Below are 17,310 nucleotides of genomic sequence, written 5' to 3'. Positions count from 1 at the left end.
CGGTGGTTGTTCGAACCTTCAGACCTTTTGCGCGTCGCCAGCCAGGCGGTCGATCTCGGCAATGATGTCGTCCGCCGATTCGCGGCAATTGGCGATCAGCACCGCGCGTTCGATCGCGTCGTCACGCCGGGCGCGTGAAAAATACCCCAGCAGGTAATCCCCGTTCTCGACCACGCCGTGGCCGCGGCGGTCGTCCCGCGCCAGACGGCGGACATACCAGACCGCGTAGCCGTTGGCCTCCTCGCAGCAGTAGATTTCGGCCGAGTGAAACGGTCCGAGGGGAGAGAGATCCGGATCGGTGTGCCAGATGATCTTGCGCCACAAGTGGCTCTTCTTGGATTCGGGAATGGGAGTCATGTCTTTTTTGCTAAGCGATTTGGCCACGGCGAAATGCCGGTCCGGTTCAGCGTCAGTGTGAAGTCATCCTGACTCGTCCCTCATTGTGCCCGACAAATTCCCTCCGTCAATCATGCCGGAAGCGTTGTAGCCGCGCCGCCATGGCCCATTTGTCAAATGGCGTGCGTAGGGTAGAGCGTATAAAATGCCGACTTTCAACAGATTGTCGGTAAGTGCCAGCCCGTTGATCGCCTGCCTGTCCTGGAAAGGCTTGAAGGCGGATCGCGCGGCGATGTCCGGCAACTCCCGATGCATGGACGTTGCGCTCCCATTGCAGAACCGGATTACTCCAATCATGACTTCCAGATCACGCATCTTGTTTGCCACGCAGAGACCTCTCGCCAAGCTGCGCAAGCGCGTGATTTCCGTACTGGCCGCCTCCCTGGCGCTGTCGATGCCGGCGTGGGCCGATGACGCCGCCGATGTCGGGCGCCTGCTGCGCGCCGGCCAGCATGCGGAAGCGCTCGCCAAGGCGGACGCTTTCCTGGCCCACAATCCGCGCGATGCCCAGATGCGTTTTCTGAAAGGATTGATTCTGGCGGAGCAGAACCGCAGCGCCGAAGCCATCGCGGTATTTGCCAAGCTGGCCGAGGACTATCCGGCCCTGCCTGAGCCGCTCAACAACCTGGGCGTCCTTTATGCCGCCAATGGCCAGCTCGACAAGGCGCGCGCCGCTTTCGACGCCGCGATCCGCACCCAGCCTGCTTACGCCGCCGCTTACGACAATCTCGGCGACGTGCATGCCCGCCTCGCGGCCCAAGCCTACAGCAAGGCGTTGCGGATCGAAGCCGCGGACGCGCCGGTCAAATCCACCCTGGCGCTGGTGCGCACCCTGCATGCGCCGAATGGCGCCGCCGCGCTGGCGCAGGCAAAACCGGCGCAGCTCACGCCGCCAGCCAAGCCTGCCGTGGTGACGGTGGCACAGACGCCGGCCTCCGCGCCGGCCGCGGTCGCGACTGCCGCCGTTCCTGCCGGCACGACGGCACCCCCCAAGCCGGCGCCCCAGGTGCCCACCGCAAAACCGGACCCCAAGACCGAACCCAAGCCGCCAGCCATGCAGGTCGCCATGGCCAAGCCGGAATCCAAGCCGGAGCCCAAACCGGAGCCCAAACCGGCTCCCCAGGTTGCCATGGCGAAGCCGGAAGCCAAGCCGCTGCCGCGCATCGACATCAAGCCGGAGCCGAAGTCCGACCCGCGCCCGCATGCCGAGCGCGAGGAAGCATTGAGTCTGGTGCATGCCTGGGCCAAGGCCTGGAGCGGGCAGGATGTGAAGAGCTATCTCGCTTACTACGGCCCCGACTTCCAGGCACCGAATGGGCAGGCACGCAAGACGTGGGAAGAGGAGCGCCGCAACCGCATCGCCGGCAAGGGCCGCATCAGCGTCAAGGTCGAGTCGCCGGAGGTGACGGTGAACGGCAACTCGGCGACGGTGCGCTTCCGGCAGATCTATACCTCCGACCGGCTGACGGCCAATACCCGCAAGACCCTGGTGCTGGCGCGCCACGCCGGCAAGTGGCTGATCCGGCAGGAACAGACGGGGGGCTGACGATGGGATCCCGCCGCTGCCTAAGCCGCCATGCCGGTGCCGCCCTGTTGGCGGCTGCGGTTGTCCTGGCTGTCCCCAGCCACGCCGCGCGGCGCGATGCCGGGTCGGCGGCAGCGCGGACGGACCCGGAAGTGATGCTCATCGAGGTGTACAAGGAGCTCGCCGCCAATCGTCTCGCCTCGGCGCAGGCCAGGGCCGAAGCCCTGGTGAATGCCTATCCCAACTTCCATCTCGGACAGCTGATCTACGGCGACCTGCTGCAGATGCACACCCGGCCCGTCGATACCCTGGGCGCCGTCGGCAACGCGCCCGCCGAACGCCTTGCCGACCTGCGGGAAGAAGCCATGGTGCGCCTGCGGTCGCTGCGCGAGCGGCCGGCGCCGGATCTGATGCCGCGTCCCCTCCTGCAACTGCGCGATGACCAGAAGCATGCCCTGGTGGTCGACGCCAAGCGCTCACGGCTCTACGTATATGAAAACCGCGGCGGCGAATTGAAATTCGTCAGCGATTACTACATCAGCCAGGGCAAGCTGGGCGTCAACAAGCTCAAGGAAGGCGATCAGAAGACGCCGGTGGGCGTGTATTACATCACCCGCCGCCTGCCTGGCGTGCGCCTGCCGGATTTCTACGGCCCGGGCGCCTTGCCGATCAACTATCCGAACGAATGGGACCGGCTCAACGGCCGCAGCGGCTCCGGCATCTGGCTGCACGGCACGCCATCCGACAGTTACAGCCGTCCGCCGCTGTCGTCTGACGGCTGCGTCGTCCTGACCAATCCCGACCTGAAGAAGCTCACCGCCTCGGTGGAGATCGGCAAGACGCCGGTGGTGATCGCGGAAAACATCGAATTCGTCAACCGGGCCAAGTGGGCCAGCGAACGGGAGCTTGCCGCCGGACTGGTGGATCAATGGCGGCGCGACCTGGAAGGCCAGGACGCCGGCAAGCTGGCGCTGCATTACTCCAGTCAGTTCAAGTCTGACCGGGGCGAGGATTTCGCCGGCTGGTATGCCCGCAAGCAGCTGCCTGCCTTTAATCCCCGCGGATTCAGCGTCAAGCTGCGCGACGCCACCCATTTCCTCTATCCCGGCCGCGGCGACATGATCGTCAGCACTTTTACCCAGGAAGTCACGGCCGGAAAATTCCGCCACACCGCCCGCAAGCGCCAATACTGGAGCCGCGAAGGCGGCCAGTGGCGCATCGTCCACGAAGCCGAAATCTGACGCGCTTCGCAGCAGGTCCGCGCCTGATCCATGCGCGGACCACGGCAAATGCGCGTGTCCCCATGAGCCGCCTCAAGCCGGCCATCTCCGCCTTTTTTACAATCGGATAACGATTTTCCGCCGATGCGCAGCGGCTTGCCGAGTCCGCAATGAACTCCGGCATGTCGCTGCCGTCTCTATCTGTATGGCTTTTCTTCCGATTGCATCATGAGCTCTTCGCCTGGTCCGCCGAAGGAAGCACCCACCGCGCAGCGCAAGCCGCCAACGGGGCACGCAGCCGCAGCGGCAAGCAAGGCGTCGGCCATCCAGTTCCCGCGGATCGCGCCGGAGTTGGCGGCCGACTATGAGCGCAGCATGCAGCGGAAGCGGCAGCCGCGCTGGCCGGCGAAGATGGGAGTGGCATTGCTGGTGTTCCTGATCGGCGCCGGGGCCGGCCTGTTTGGCGCATGGTGGGGCGGGCTGGGATTCGAGCTGGAGCCCATCGAGGGCCGCGCCATGACGGAAAGCGAGGCGGCGCGCGCCGCCATGGGCGCCGATGCGAGCGGGTCGTCTGCCGCCGCATCGAGTCCTGCGCCACGCTTGCCGACGCCGATGAGCGCGCGTAACGGCATGAGTCCCAGCGAGCTTCCCTACGATGGCAGCAGGCATCGGGAAGCGGCGGCTGCGCGCGTGGATCCCGCGCCGGCACCTGCACCGGCATCGGCAGGCGAAAACAGCTCGGGCGCATCTGCCGTTCCGGCGACGATACAGTCTTCAGGCGACCAGCCGGCCGAGGAAACGCCAATCTCGCCGGCAACCGCTTCCGAACAGCCGGCTGCTGCGGCCGCCGCTGCTACCCAGGGCGCCCGGCAGCCGGCAACGCAAGCCCGTAATGCGGATATCAAGCCGACGCCGGTGGAAAGGCGGTCAGCCGCGCCGTCCAAGCCGCGTGTATCGGAAAGCGAGCGCCTCGCCAAACAACGGGAAATAGAGCGCATCCGGCGCCAGGCGGCGGAAGAATTGAAGCGCAAGAATCAGCTGCAGCGCCAGAACGAGCAGGCGCGGCTGCGCCAGCCCGCGCCGGCGCCGGCGAAGGCGGGCGACATCCAGATGGCGAATGTCCAGCCATCGGAGCCGGCAAGGGCGTCGGCGCGGGTGGCCGAGTGCGAGGCGGCGCCCAATCTGTTCCAGCGGGAAATCTGCAAGTGGCAGCTTTGCTCCGGTCAGTGGGGCAAGAACGGCTGCCCTTCCTACAGCAAGGCGCCATCGGCTTATTGAGCTTTGCTGCCTGGCCGAAACGTCGCTTGCGGCGTCACGCAGTCATTCGAGCAGGCAGAAGCAGGCATCGCTGGCATCGGCGGTGGAAGGGCGGCTCAGTAGCCAGCCGTCCTGTCCCAGTCTGGTGGCCTCGCCATCGGACGACAGCCGCGCCGCCGTAATCGCATTCGCCTGCATGAGCACTTTCAGGTCGCAGGCGAATTCCTCGCCGCAGCAAAATCGCATCAGCGCCTGCAACCTGCGATAACCGCTGCTGCCCGGCAGGTGCTGCCGGAAAGCGTCGCCCGCCAGCGGGCCTAGCACGATGCGAACCTTCAGCTGCCTCTCCCAGGCGCGAACGCCAAGGCAGGCGCTGCCGCTTAGGGTGGCTGCCATGCCGCCCAGCCTGGCCTGCTGTTCCGGCGCCACGGTGATCCATTGTCCGACGAATTGCTCCAGCCGGACCGGTACGCCGAGGGCATGCCTCACCAGTGCTTCGATGCTCGCCGCCGGCAGCGGCCGCTGTGCCAGCAGGCCGGAAAAATACGCAGGGAGTTCCTGGGGAAACTCGCCTTCCGAAACATTCGGCGCTGCCTGCGCCGTGGACAAGCCGGCGCCCGCCAGGTCCAGCAGATGATTCATGAAGCGATCCCGTTCCCCCAGTTCCCTGGCGTGGGGAAAGCGGTGCTTGACCCAGGCCGCGTGGAACAGGCTGACGGCGCGGTGGGAAAAGATATCGAGGAAATCCTGCGCCGCGAGGTCGCGATGCAGATGCCGGCGGGCGAGCAGCGCTTCGGTGTAAACCGGCGGCAAGGCTCCTCCAGGGCCGGTCATGCCCATGAAGCTCACCGTCATGCGCAAGCGCGGGAGATCGGCATCCTCGATGGCTTGCAGCGACTGCACGTCGCTTGCCGGAAACGCCTGACTGAGCAAGCCGGCGAAGCGCAACGCCGGCACCTCGTCGGCGTCATCGGGCACGCCGGCGCCACAGCCTCAGGAGCCGCACTGCCTGGAAGAATTCGAAGCGTGGCGCCTCGGCGAACAGCTCGCCGATCAAGTCACGATCGTGTTCGCGTTGCGGGCCGGCCATCTGGCGATCACCTGTTTCTGGTCATGGGAAAGCAGCGTCAGGCGGGTGAAGCTGTTGGGCCCGCAGCAAAGCGCCAGATAATGCTCCAGCACGCTGCCGAAGAGGAGCGGACCGGTGCCGACGAATGCCGCCTCGTCGAGCGTGACGGTGAAATCGGTGCCGCGGGCGAATCCCGAGAAATGCGGCCCGGCGACGCGCACCACTGCCGGAGCGCTGTCCACCGCCACGATGCCGCCGATCTGGCGCGCCGCCGCTGCCGATTGGCCGAAGTCATACAAGGACAAAAGCTCCTGCAAGGCTTGACTGCCAGCGGCGAACGCAGCGTGGTTCAGCGAAAGGTGCGAAATCAGCCGCCATGCCAGCCCCTGCTTGGCCGGCGGGCGCAGACTGACGGTTGGCTTGCGCAGCAGGCGCACCCGCTTCACCACGGTGGCTTGGGGCAGGGTGAAATCGGTGCATGGGCCATCGCCGCCGAAAGCCAGGCTGGCCGGCAGATCGCGATTGCTGCACAGAAGATCGAGCGAAAGAACTTCCGCCGCCGGTCGCCGGGGCTGGAAATCCAGGTCGACGAAACAGATTTCCAGTTCGGTCCCGCGGTCATGTTCCCGAACCGAGGCCTCCCGGCTCGCATGCCAGTATGCGTGGCGGGCGCCATCCGCAGCGCCATGGCGCAGGGAATAAAACGGCAGCACCTCATGCGCCGCGTCCTGGCTGCCCTGGCGCTCCGCGCTCCTGACGGCCGTGATGGCGATCACTTCGTAGGCCAGCGGGCGGCGGCTGTCCACCTGCACCGGATAACTGCTGCGGCGGTGGGTCAGCCGGATCGGCTCGGCAGCGCGCCGGAACAGGTTGATCGCCGGCGTGCAGCCGAGCTTGAAATTGCCGGGATGGAGGGATCGAAGCAGCCGTTGATGGCGCTCGTTCTCGGGCAGAGGGGAAAGCAGGATGCCGATCTCCAGCGTGCCCTGCAGCGCCTCAAGCGGCAGGCGCTGCAGGCCCTGGATGTCGAGAAAGAGAAACTTGTCCGGAAAGGCGAAATACTCGCGGAGCAGGTGATGGCCGGTGAAAGACCGCTCATCGCCGTCGAGCAGGCGATCTTCCTCTGCGAAGCCGACCGCCTTCAATTCCGGCGCGCCGCCAACCGCCTGGATCAGGCGGCCGCTGCCGTCGCCAGCCTGGACCCGCAGCGCATGCCGCAGCAGCAGGTCGCGCAGCAAATGCATCTGCGCCGGATCGCCATCAAGAAAAAAGCGCAGGCGATCCAGCCCCATGCCGGCCAACGGCAGGCCGCCCTGCGCTTGCAGGCGCAGCGTCAGGACCGCCGCTGCATCTGGCGCGCTGGCCCGCAGCGCCGGCGACTCCTGGGCGACCCGCAAACCGACCGCACTGACCTCGAGCGGAAAGAGATCCACCGGGTAGCAGGTGCGGAACTGGCAGGAAATGCCGCCCACCGCCGGCGATGTCACTGGTTGGTGGCGCGGGATGGTATGGCGGCCGGTCATGCCGGGCTTGTCGCCGCCGGTGTCGAACTGCAGGATGGTGCAGGCAGGGAAGGGCTGCAGGTAGTGCGGATACAGCACTTGCATGAAGCCCTCGGCGATTTCCGGAAATTCCGCATCGAGCTTGCGGTGGATGCGGGCGGCAAGGAAGGCGAACGCTTCCATCATCCGTTCCACATGCGGATCGTCGCTCTGCTCGCCATCAAGTGCCAGCCGGCGCGCAACCTTCGGATAGCGTCGCGCGAACTCACCCGACAACTCGCGCAGGAATGCCAGCTCTCTCTCGTAGTAGGGAAGCAGTTCGTCAAGCATGGTCACTCCGGTTCAGCGGCATCGGGATGTCAGCAATCGCGCACGCGGCAGGCGCTCGAAGCGAGCTGCAGCATCGCGTCGAAGCTGACCGGCGGTTTGCCTGGATGGACCTTGAGCACCGCATCGACGCGAAAGCGCAGCGAACGCTCATTGCTGCCGGGCGCATCGAGCGCCACTCTGACCTTCGCCAGCCGCGGTTCATGGCGCTCGATCGCCAGCCTGAGGCGGTCACGCAGCAGGGCGCGGTGGTCCGGATCGAGCAGGCTGAGGCTGGAGAGGTCTTCAATGCCGAAGCGCAGTATCGAGGCATGCGCTTGCGGATGCAGGTCGTCATCGCCATCAGCCGGCATGTTGCGGCTGTTGAGCAACCATTCGAGGTCGCGGGCGACGGTGCGCTTGTAGGCCGCGAGGTCGAAACCCGGCAGGCTGGCGTCGGCCTCGCTGTCGGGCGCATCGTCGAACAAGCGATCGAGCACGGACGGGAGAATGAGCGCTTGGCGTGAATGAGGCTTCATGAAGGCATCGGCCAGGAAGTAGTAGTGAACTGGAACATGGTCTGACAGGCGCTTACAGCCCTTGCAGGCGCGTGAATGCGGAGGGGTATGCCGATCCGCATGGCTGGCGATTGCGCTCGAACCCGACGCCGGATCGATACCTCGCACCAATCAGGATATGAGCCATGCATGAATGGTTCTTACATTTGCGGGCGGGCCGGCTGCGGACCATTGGCCGGCGTGTTGTTCTGCCCGTCGATCCTCATGAACAGCGGCCGGTCGGCGGATTGCCGGACGAATCCGCCGGCCTCGCGATCGAGCAGCCAGGCAAAGGACAGGAACACCGTGGCACCCGCCAGCGCAAGCAGGGCAAAGTAGGTCCAGAGCGGCAACTCATGCTTCAGGTACTGCTGCAGGCGCTGCGGCAGCCGCCAGTGCGGCGCAAATTCCGCCTTGCCGCCGCGTGCTTGGATCAGCTCCTGTTCCAACCGTGCAGTCAGAAGCTGCAGTTTCTCCGTGCCCTCGATCAGATACTTGCCACGGAAGCCCAGCAGCAGGCAGGTGTGGAAGACTTCCAGCACTTCGAGGTTTGACTTCGGATCCCCGCGCAAGGCGTCGAGCCGCTCGAAGAAATGCTCCCCGGCGAGATGCTCCCCGAAAAGCTGCAATTGCAGCGGCGCGCCTTCCCAGGCTGCGCGCATGTCGAAGCTGGACGACAGGATGACTTCATCAAGCAGGGCGCAGAACGCATACTTGGCGGAAGACACGGCCGTTTCATCCTTGCCCAATTTGCGCGCATTGCTGTCGAACTGCGCCAGGAAGGTTTGCACCTGCTGCGCGAAGGCGGCGCCGTCCTTGGGCGCATTCCCTGCCTGCAGGAGCAGCAGCAGGTAAATCCCATCTTCCAGCATGTCCTTCAGGCTAAGCGAGTGACGCAATTGCCGCGACGACGGCAGCGTGTTGGCGGGAAGGGCAGTTGATTGCGACATGGTGTGGCCTCCAGCGATCATCTGAAAACGGCGATCAGTTCAAGCTTGAGCGGGGGCAGCGCCTGCGGAACGTAGACGCAGATGCTGCGGCTGCGCAGCATGCGTTCGAAAATCTGCCCCTGCGGCAGCAGCGCGAAGTAATGATTGCCGATCCGGACCGGCAGGCTGGACGGGGTCTGCAGCGCATGCACCAGACGCACGCCGGGCAGGGCGGAATGCAGGATTTTCTCCACGTCATCCGGCGCACCGATCTTGAATTTCATCGGGATGGTTTCGGTCAGGCCGGGTGTCGGCGTGTCGCTGGCAATCGAGAGATAGAAGTCGGCGCCCTCCAGCATCCGTTCGCTTTCCAGCCGGCCGATGAAAAAGGATGGCTTGACATTGTCCAGCGGGATCATGGCGTGCCGGGTGGAGATGACCGTATCGAGCAGCGCCCTCAGCCGGGCATCGAGCTGCTGAAACATGGGACCGGGTTCGTCATGGGAATAGGGAGGGATGTCCTTCGCCGACATGTCCGAGGCGAAGGTGGTGAGCTCGCCGCACAGCTGCGACAGCGCGAGATACAGCCGCTCCGGATGGGCGCCGGCTCTCAGCAGATGGGCGAGCAGCGGAATGCTGCGGTTGATGGCATTGAGCAGCCAGAAGGAACCGACGTCGGCCGGACCGAATTCAAGAACGCTCTTGGCGCGCTCACGGTGGCGTGACGCCAGCGCTTCGCTTTTGACATGCAGGATTTCCAGGAGCCGGCGCAGCATCGTTTCGATCCAGCCGGATTTGAGGGTCGACATGAGTGGCGGAACGTGGCTTTCATCCTGCTCCCATCCGTGGCTGGCATGGCGGCGCAGCCGCGTCAGCGGCACCGAATCGTAACCATCGCGAATCTCGCTGTCCAGGCGCAGCACGAGGCGAGGCTGCAGCACGCCGACCTCCGCTTCCAGGGCGTCGGTGTACAGGTCCGGAAACGTCTTCTCATGCAATGCGTATCGGGATGCCTCATCGTCCGCCCGCCGCGCCAGGTTGCGGCCGGCGGCATTGAGCGTAGGGAGGCAAACATGGATCAGCACTTCGTTCGCAGCTGCTGGAACCGCATCCAGACTGCGTGGCGCCGGCAATTCCGCCTGGGATGGGGCGCGGATATGCGTGCCGTCGCGGAAAAAGATGTCGAGCGATTCCAGCCGCAGCAGGCCGGACTTGAGGGCATCTTGGTCGAATCCTGCTTGGCACAAGCCCCAGGCATGGTTTTGCAGAGCCTGCTGCAATGAGAGGATACGTTGCTCCAGGAACTGTTCCTGTTGCTGAAAATGCTGGGGACGAAGGAACAGGCCCTCTCCCCATAGGATTCGATAGGCAGGCAAAGCAATCTCCCTTGTATGAGGCGAACCCGGTGCTCAAGGCGCCTTGCTGATGGCTGCACGCGGCAGAGCATCGCAGGTGGGCGGCGTAAATGCCGGCTGCCCCGGAATCGGATGCGGCGTGGGCTGCGACAGCATCAGGTAGCAATCGCGCACCATGAATTGCAGCCCCGCCGCCCGCACCTTGTCGGCATCGACCAGAAAACGCCAGTAATGCGGATCAGGCTTGCGGAACAGCGAGACGATGCCGAGGTAGCGGGTGTCATCCTTGAGCTTGGCAATTGTCGTTTGCTGGCTGCGCGGGACCATGATCAGTTCGGTCCTGTCGATCAGGTCCGCGCCGAGCAATTCGGCATCGGTACGGTTCGAGGCGAGGCTGTCGAACGTCAGGCGCGAGAACTCGGTCGCGCTTTTCAATTGGTAGATGCGGATGGCGACGGACAGCGGCTTTCCCTGGCTGTCGCGATTGATCACGGCGTCGGCACTGGCGCGGATGTCCGCTGCCGCAGGCTTCGGCGCGGTGGCGCAACCGCCCAGCGATAAGGCTGCCAGCGATGTTACCCACGCCAATCCGCTTGCCTTTCCGATTGTTTTTCTGATCCAGCCGAAAGCCGCCATCCCTGTCCTCGCCGTTTTTTGTAACGCCTAAATTTCAGCTTGCATACCGAGTTAACTATTATACAATCTTGCCGTTTTTTTAATGATTATTTGATAATTATTTAGGCAAGGCGTTTACATCGTGCTGCGAAGAGTCGCTTTCCATTTCACCGCGCTGCGCAGTTCAAACCCGCGCCGCCATCCCGCATTCTCTTCTCGAGGCTGAATTGAGTGGCTTTTGCAACCGTCCTTCTGATTCTGGCCAGCGGCTTCGTCCTGCTGACATGGATCGCGTGGCACTTCTTCATTCGAAGCGAGCTGAATGCGATACGTGGCGGCCGTCAGCCGGCGCCGGGGAGGCCCGGGTCCGAAAATACGCCGGACCAGTGCAGCGGCACGTCGGCACCGAAACGGAACGGACCGCCTGCCATGCTGATGCTGATCGGCTTGTCGCTGTTGACGCCAGTACTGGCGATTGCAGTCATGCTCTCCATGGCCGAGCAATACGTGCCCGAACCGCTGATTGCGCTCGCTTCCTATCGCGGCTCCCATGTACGCACCGTGCTGACCCTGGAGAAGCTGGTCCCGCCGCCGCCTTTGCCACCAGCAGTTTTCCTCAATACCGAACGTCCGAACCTCGAGACGGCCGATCGCGACTGGAACCGGCTTCATCCGGATTTTCTGCAACAGGCATTGAGAGTGTTCGCCCGCATGGAAGCACGCGGATTTCCGCTGGCGCTGCTGGAAGGCTACCGCAGCCCGGAGCGGCAGGATCGGCTGGCCGACATGGGCGCCCATGTGACGCAGGCGCGCGCATTTCAGAGCAAGCATCAGTTCGGCCAGGCGCTGGACGCGGCGCCGCTGCGGCAAGGTCAACTGGTGATTTCCGAGCGGGACCCTTGGGCGATGCAAGCCTATCAGGCGCTTGGCGAAGAGGCGGATCGGGAGGGGCTAATCTGGGGCGGGCGCTGGAGCATGAAGGATTACGGTCATATCGAATCCGCGCAAGGGCGGCGCTGATGGCCGCTTCCACGACAACATGAGGAGCGAAGCAGGCATGTGGAAATGGTTAATGCATCCCAAGGTGATATCGGTCATTGGGATGCTTCTCCTGCTGGGGATAGGCTGGTTTCTCAGCCCCTATATCGGCGTGACATCGAAGGAATATCGCTTTCTCATCGTGTTCTGCATCATGCTGGTCTGGGTGGCCGCACTCATGATGGGGCGGGCGCTGACCGAGCGCGCCGGCGGCGCGCTGGAGAAATTTCTGCGCCTTCAGGCGGACGAGGCGGTGATCTCCGCCAGTCACGACAGGCGTGCCGAGATCACCCGGCTGCGCCAGCGCATGCTGGCTGCAATCGATACGCTGAAGTCGTCGCAGATCGGCAGAACGCGCGGCCGCGCCGCGCTGTACGAGCTGCCTTGGTACATGATCATCGGACATCCAGCCGCCGGCAAGAGCAGCGCCATCCTGCGGTCCGGATTGACTTTCCCTCTGGGCGACCGGCAGATCGTTCAGGGTGTGGGCGGGACCCGGGATTGCGACTGGTTCTTTTCCACCGAAGGCGTGCTGCTGGATACCGCCGGCCGCTACGCGACCCAGCGGGAAGATCGGTCGGAGTGGCTGGCCTTTCTGCGCCTGCTGAAAAAATACCGGCCGCGCGCGCCGGTCAATGGCGTCCTGGTTTCAATGAGCTTTCCCGAGCTGCAGCAATTTCAGTCGGAGCAGTTCTCTCTTTACGCCCGCCAGATGCGCGAGCGCATCGATGAGATTGAACACGCGTTCGGCATGAAAGTGCCGGTGTATCTCATTTTCACCAAGGTCGATCTGCTCGGCGGCTTTGCCCAATTCTTTGAAGGCGCCACCGAAGAGGAGCGGCAACAGGTGTGGGGCGCGACGCTGCCGCATGAGCAGCCGGAGGACTTCGATGCGCGAAGCGCGGTGCTCAATCATTTCGACATCCTGGTGCGCGGACTGACGCATCTCGCGAATGAGCGGCTGGCGCAACCGATGGCGGAAGCCCGCCGGGCTGCGCTCTTCTCCTTTCCGATTGAATTCAACGGCCTGCGCGAGGCGGTAGGACGGTTCGCTGAACTGCTGTTCCAGAACGACACTTTCCATGCCAGGCCACTGCTGCGCGGCTTCTACTTCACCAGTGCGTTGCAGGAAGGGCTGCCGCGCATTGCGGCAGGTGCCCGGGTGGCAGCCAGGTTTCATTTGTCCCGGCCCGGTTTCGAGCAGACGCGCGCAGCGACATCCTGCAGCTATTTCCTGCGCGGCCTGTTCCAGCAGGTGCTGTTTCCCGACCAATTCCTGGTGACACGCCAAGGCGCGACGCGCGGTAGCCGTGCCCGCATCACGGGAATCGCCGCGGGCATCGCGGCACTCGCCTGCGTCGCCGGAGCCCTTGCCTGGTCTTACATCGGCAATCACAAGCTGATCGAGCAAGCCGCGGAGGAGCGAGCGGCGGCGGCTGGGCTCCTGGCGAGCAGCGAGTTGGCCGATCGTCTCAAGGCACTCCAGGTGCTGCAACTGCGACTCGAACAGCTCGATACCTATCGCCGGCAAGGTCATCCGATGCGCATCGGATTGCGGCTATACCAGGGCGAGAAGATCGAGAAAGCACTTCGAGCCGACTTCTTCGCTGGCATGCGTCTGCTCATGCTGGAACCGATCTCCGCCGGCCTTGAGCAGAAACTGTCGTCATTGCAGGCCGCGCCTGCACCAAGTCCGCCGGCCTCCGGCGACGCGGCAGCCAGCACCAAGCCGCCGGCGCCTCAAGCGCCGCCACGCACCAGCCGCCCGGTCCAGCCGGCCAGGCCGTCCGGCCTGCCTGTCATCCCCATCTTCTTCGACCGCGCGACCGGATTCGCCGACGCGCGGGTCATGCTGGTCGGGAACGTGCCTGCCGGCGGCCCTGGCGCAGCGTCTAGCAGCCGTCCAGCGCCCAGAACCGAGTCGCTTGCCGCGAGGCCGTTGCCGCTGGAAATCAAGCCCGCAGCCAGGAACCTAGACGACGGCTACAATGCGCTCAAGACCTACCTTATGCTCGGGCTGCGTGAACGCATGGACGCTGCCCATCTCGCCGATCAACTTCCCCGTTACTGGCGCCCCTGGCTTGAAGCCAATCGCGGCAAGGGCAACATGGAAGACATCAGCCGCCTGGCCGAACGCCTGATCGGCTTCTATCTCTCCCAGCTCGATAGACCGGACCTGCCCCTGATCACGCCGCGCGGCGAATTGGTTGCCGCCAGCCGCACTGCGCTTCGCGGCGCGATGTCCCGCCTGTCGGCCAAGGAAAGGGTCTATAACGAATTGAAGTCCCGCGCCAACACGCAATTTGTACCGCTGACTTTGAGCAGCATGCTTGCGCCGGCGGATGCCAGCCCGCTTGCCGCGAGCCGGGTCGTTCAGGGCGCATTTACCCGGGAGGCGTGGGAGAAGTACTTCCGCGGCGCCATCGAATCCGCCAGCAAGGGCGTGATAAAGGGCGACGATTGGGTACTCGCGACCATGACTCAGGACGACCTCGCCAAGGAAGGCTCGGAAGAGAAGAACCGACGCGAACTGGAGGCGCTCTACAAGGCGGACTATCAGGCCGAGTGGGCCGCGTTCCTGCAAGGTGTCACGGTGCGCGAGGCCGCCGACCTGAACGCCGGGGTACAAGCCTTCGCCAGGTTGTCGCAGGCTCAGCAATCACCCATCCACCTTTTGCTGCAGCGGGCTGTGCAGGAAACCTCCTGGGACAATCCATCGCAGCTCAGCCGGTCGCTTGATCAAGCCAGGAAATCAGTGATCGAGCGAACCGAACAACTGATTCTCGGCACCCGCAGCGCGCCGGCCGGTACGGCCGACGCACAACTGGGAGAGACGGGCCGGAAATTCCAGGTTCTGCATTGGCTGAGCGCCGCATCGAACGACAAGCCTGCGCCGCTCGCGGCCTATTTCGATGCGCTCGGCAAGATTCGATCGCGCATGGCGCAAATCGCGGCCAGCGGGGAGGCAGGCGCATCGGCGCGGCAATGGCTCCAGGCCACCCTCGCCGGGAGCGGTTCGGAACTGGCCGATGCGCTGAATCTGGTCGATGCCCAGCTGCTTGCCGGCATGTCGGAGGAGAGCCGATCCCTCGTCCGGCCCCTGCTGGTACGACCGCTGATGCAAGCCTATGCGCTTATGCTGCCGCTGGTGGAGCAGGACCTGAACCAGGCATGGCAGGCCGATGTGCTTGGCAGTTGGCGCGGGCTGGCAAGCAAATATCCATTTGCCGATTCAGCCAGCGAAGCCACATTGCCGGATATCGCCAAGTTCCTTAAGCCGAAGGAAGGCATCCTGGCACGCTTTATCGACAAGAATCTGTCCGGCCTTGTCATGCGGCGCGGCGAAGCGCTGGTACCCCGCACTTGGGCCGGGCTTGGGATCAACTTCAATCCCGCCTTTCTTTCAGGCGTGGCACGGTTTTCCGCCGCGGCAAGCGCGGCATTGCAGGAAGGCGAAGCTTCCCGCTTCGAATTGCAGCCGGTACCCACGCCAGGGTTGTCGGAGATTTCGCTTGAAATCGACGGCCAGGCGGTCAAATACCGCAATGGCCCGCAGATCTGGACCGGCTTCAGTTGGCCCGGCGTTCCCGAAGGCGCGGCTCAGGGTGCCAGGATACAAACTGTGTCCTTCAGCGGCGCGGCCAATACCGTCGCCGGGTTCGATGGTCGCCTTGGTTTGCTCCGCTTGCTTGCGGCGGCCAGAAACGAAAATCCCGGCGCCGCCACCGTTCAGCTCGAATGGCGCCATACAGGCGGACGCGGGGCAGGGGAAAAGGCAACGATCGGCCAGCGCCCGGCGGGCGGCGACGGCGACGCGGGAGTGGTTCGTTTCAACTTCCGCATGGTGAGCGGTGCCAATCCGCTTGCTTTCGTTGGATTGCGTAACCTCGCCCTGCCAGACAAGGTGGCGCTCCAGGAGCGTGCGCCATGATCCTGTCATTCAAGCGGCATGAGGCCAGCGACGAGAAGGGCTACGTCATCTATGGAAAATCGCCGCGTCACGCAGATTTCATTCGGGTGAACGCGGAGCATCCGGCCTTGCTGGAGCTGGATCGTTTGCTGCAAGCCGCTGTCGAGGACAGTTGCAGCGACTCATTGAGCCGGTACGCCGCTCCCTGCTGGTTTCAGTTCGCCACAGCCGATCGGCGCCATGCGCTATTGGGTGTATTGGCGCCCAGCGTCGACCAGGCCGGCAGGCGCTATCCCTTGCTTGCCGCATTGACGTTGCCTGCGCCAATCGTGGCAGGCATGGCCTGCATCTCATCCGTCGCGCTGGAAATCTTTGCGGCCGGCCTGCTTCAACAATTCGAACAGGGCTCCGGCCAGGGCATAGCTGCCGCGCCGGCCTTCGATGTGTTCGCCTGTCGCCAGTATCTGGAATCTTCTCTGCAAGCCGCAGACACGCTGGGGGATGCGGTGTTGGCCGAAAGCGTGTTGGCGCGCTACATGGAGTCCACCTCCACCCGTTATTTCGGCGGCTTGCTGGATGATCACATCGGCAGCCGCGACGCACTGGCGCAAGCCTTGTTGAATCTTCTTTTCTATCGGGCCTTCCTGCGCCGCTTTCCGGGCCAGGAAGCCCATCAAAGCATCATGCTGCCTCTGCCTCCGGATCGCGGCGAGCAGGTATTGGCGGCAAGCGCCTGGCTGCGTCTGCTCGAAGCAATTCGGCAGGGGAACGACGACGACCTGCCGTGGCTGGCGACTTTCCTGATCAAGCAGGAATCGAGCAGCCGTTTCCTGTTGATGACCGGCTTCCATGGTGCGGACCGGCGCTTGTTGGCGCAAGCGCTGCAGCCAGCGCTGAACGACGCTCATCGGCTCGACCTGGGATCGCGGCAGGAGGCGTGGTGCAGGCATCCGCTCTACGCCGAGGTCGCCTATGCGCTGGACCGCCTGTTAGCCGATCCGGCTTGCAGCTTGAAGCGGCTGGCGTGGTTCCTCGCCGACGTCAGTGCGAAGCTCGATGACCGGCTCGATGCATGATCGCCGACCTCTTGCAAATCCATCCAACCAGCAGAAAGGGAATCCGAATGGCCAAGGAAAGCACTCAGAAGAAGTTGTCGCGCGTTCGTCCTCCGCGCGTACAGATCACCTATGACGTCGAAGTCGGCGACGCGCTGGAAACCAAGGAGTTGCCTTTCGTCCTCGGCGTGCTCGGTGAATTCGCCGGCCAGCCGGCGCAAGCCCTGCCCAAGCTGAAGGAGCGGAAGTTCGTCGAGATTGATCGTGACAATTTCGACGAGGTGCTCAAGGGGATGGCGCCGCGTCTGCAGCTTGACGTGGACAACCGCCTGGCCGGCGATGACTCCCGGCTCAGGCTGGCGCTGAATTTCAGTCAATTGCGCGATTTCGAACCGGACCGCATCGTCGAACAGGTCGAGCCCCTGCGGCAATTGCTGGAAATCCGCTCCCGGCTGTTCGACCTGCGCAACCGGATGGCCGGCAACGACAAGCTGGAGGAAATGCTCGACGAGATCGTGCGTGATACGGACAAGCTGCGCCAGATCCAGGCCGATTCCGTTCAACAGGAGGAATAAG

Annotated in this window: 15 protein-coding genes; 7 read left to right on the top strand and 8 right to left on the bottom strand. The window is 64.1% G+C overall.

From position 1 onward, the window contains the following. Window positions 1–18: 18 nt before the first annotated feature. On the bottom strand, window positions 19–357 hold the full coding sequence (locus tag CHB88_RS04510) for a hypothetical protein (RefSeq protein WP_089398102.1): 339 nt from the start codon (window positions 355–357) through the stop codon (window positions 19–21). Between the two features lie 63 nt (window positions 358–420). Continuing rightward, window positions 421–711 (bottom strand): hypothetical protein, encoded by a 291-nt coding sequence (locus CHB88_RS04505; RefSeq protein WP_143131118.1) that lies wholly within the window; start codon window positions 709–711, stop codon window positions 421–423. Here CHB88_RS04505 and CHB88_RS04500 point away from each other — a divergent pair. The 3 genes from CHB88_RS04500 to CHB88_RS04490 all read left to right on the top strand — a co-directional run bounded on the left by CHB88_RS04500 (window position 692) and on the right by CHB88_RS04490 (window position 4,419). Further along, the gene (locus CHB88_RS04500) at window positions 692–1,942 is read left to right on the top strand and encodes a nuclear transport factor 2 family protein (protein WP_089398100.1); all 1,251 of its coding nucleotides are present in this window, start codon (window positions 692–694) and stop codon (window positions 1,940–1,942) included. The two genes, CHB88_RS04505 and CHB88_RS04500, sit on opposite strands and share 20 nt — an antisense overlap. Before the next feature lie 134 nt (window positions 1,943–2,076). Next, complete coding sequence (locus tag CHB88_RS04495) at window positions 2,077–3,162, top strand: L,D-transpeptidase family protein (protein ID WP_342745489.1); 1,086 nt, start codon at window positions 2,077–2,079, stop codon at window positions 3,160–3,162. Window positions 3,163–3,369: 207 nt separating this feature from the next. After that, on the top strand, window positions 3,370–4,419 hold the full coding sequence (locus CHB88_RS04490) for a hypothetical protein (protein ID WP_089398098.1): 1,050 nt from the start codon (window positions 3,370–3,372) through the stop codon (window positions 4,417–4,419). Window positions 4,420–4,461: 42 nt separating this feature from the next. Here CHB88_RS04490 and tssG read toward each other — a convergent pair whose 3' ends face one another. From tssG to tssJ, 6 genes are all read right to left on the bottom strand, one after another. Then, complete coding sequence (gene tssG / locus CHB88_RS04485) at window positions 4,462–5,376, bottom strand: type VI secretion system baseplate subunit TssG (protein ID WP_089398097.1); 915 nt, start codon at window positions 5,374–5,376, stop codon at window positions 4,462–4,464. Window positions 5,377–5,451: 75 nt separating this feature from the next. After that, window positions 5,452–7,299 (bottom strand): type VI secretion system baseplate subunit TssF, encoded by a 1,848-nt coding sequence (gene tssF / locus CHB88_RS04480; protein ID WP_089398096.1) that lies wholly within the window; start codon window positions 7,297–7,299, stop codon window positions 5,452–5,454. 29 nt (window positions 7,300–7,328) lie between these two features. Next, complete coding sequence (tssE, locus tag CHB88_RS04475) at window positions 7,329–7,814, bottom strand: type VI secretion system baseplate subunit TssE (protein ID WP_089398095.1); 486 nt, start codon at window positions 7,812–7,814, stop codon at window positions 7,329–7,331. 179 nt (window positions 7,815–7,993) lie between these two features. Continuing rightward, the gene (gene icmH, locus CHB88_RS04470; protein ID WP_089398486.1) at window positions 7,994–8,782 is read right to left on the bottom strand and encodes a type IVB secretion system protein IcmH/DotU; all 789 of its coding nucleotides are present in this window, start codon (window positions 8,780–8,782) and stop codon (window positions 7,994–7,996) included. A gap of 17 nt (window positions 8,783–8,799) precedes the next feature. Beyond that, entirely contained in the window at window positions 8,800–10,137 is a 1,338-nt protein-coding gene (gene tssK, locus CHB88_RS04465; RefSeq protein WP_217900127.1) for a type VI secretion system baseplate subunit TssK, read from the bottom strand. A 33-nt stretch (window positions 10,138–10,170) separates the two neighbouring features. Further along, window positions 10,171–10,752 carry a type VI secretion system lipoprotein TssJ gene (gene tssJ, locus CHB88_RS04460; RefSeq protein WP_089398094.1) on the bottom strand — a complete coding sequence of 194 codons (582 nt, stop codon included), beginning with the start codon at window positions 10,750–10,752 and terminating at the stop codon, window positions 10,171–10,173. A gap of 408 nt (window positions 10,753–11,160) precedes the next feature. Here tssJ and CHB88_RS04455 point away from each other — a divergent pair, with 408 nt between their 5' ends. The 4 genes from CHB88_RS04455 to tssB are packed head-to-tail and all read left to right on the top strand — an operon-like array spanning window position 11,161 to window position 17,309. Continuing rightward, window positions 11,161–11,751 carry a M15 family metallopeptidase gene (locus CHB88_RS04455; protein ID WP_089398093.1) on the top strand — a complete coding sequence of 197 codons (591 nt, stop codon included), beginning with the start codon at window positions 11,161–11,163 and terminating at the stop codon, window positions 11,749–11,751. A 52-nt stretch (window positions 11,752–11,803) separates the two neighbouring features. Continuing rightward, window positions 11,804–15,700, top strand: coding sequence for a type VI secretion system membrane subunit TssM (gene tssM / locus CHB88_RS04450; RefSeq protein WP_217900126.1), 3,897 nt, complete (start codon window positions 11,804–11,806; stop codon window positions 15,698–15,700). Further along, window positions 15,697–16,755: a type VI secretion system-associated protein TagF gene (gene tagF / locus CHB88_RS04445; RefSeq protein WP_089398091.1), complete on the top strand. Its 1,059-nt coding sequence runs from the start codon at window positions 15,697–15,699 to the stop codon at window positions 16,753–16,755. Before tssM ends, tagF begins: the two co-directional genes overlap by 4 nt. Further along, window positions 16,752–17,309 (top strand): type VI secretion system contractile sheath small subunit, encoded by a 558-nt coding sequence (gene tssB / locus CHB88_RS04440; RefSeq protein ID WP_425436059.1) that lies wholly within the window; start codon window positions 16,752–16,754, stop codon window positions 17,307–17,309. Before tagF ends, tssB begins: the two co-directional genes overlap by 4 nt. The last annotated feature ends 1 nt before the right edge of the window (window position 17,310 follow it).

It is taken from the genome of Noviherbaspirillum humi (assembly GCF_900188095.1).
Classification (GTDB): domain Bacteria; phylum Pseudomonadota; class Gammaproteobacteria; order Burkholderiales; family Burkholderiaceae_D; genus Noviherbaspirillum; species Noviherbaspirillum humi.
Note: the sequence above shows the minus strand (reverse complement) of the source record. Positions and strands in the feature narration are given on the sequence as shown.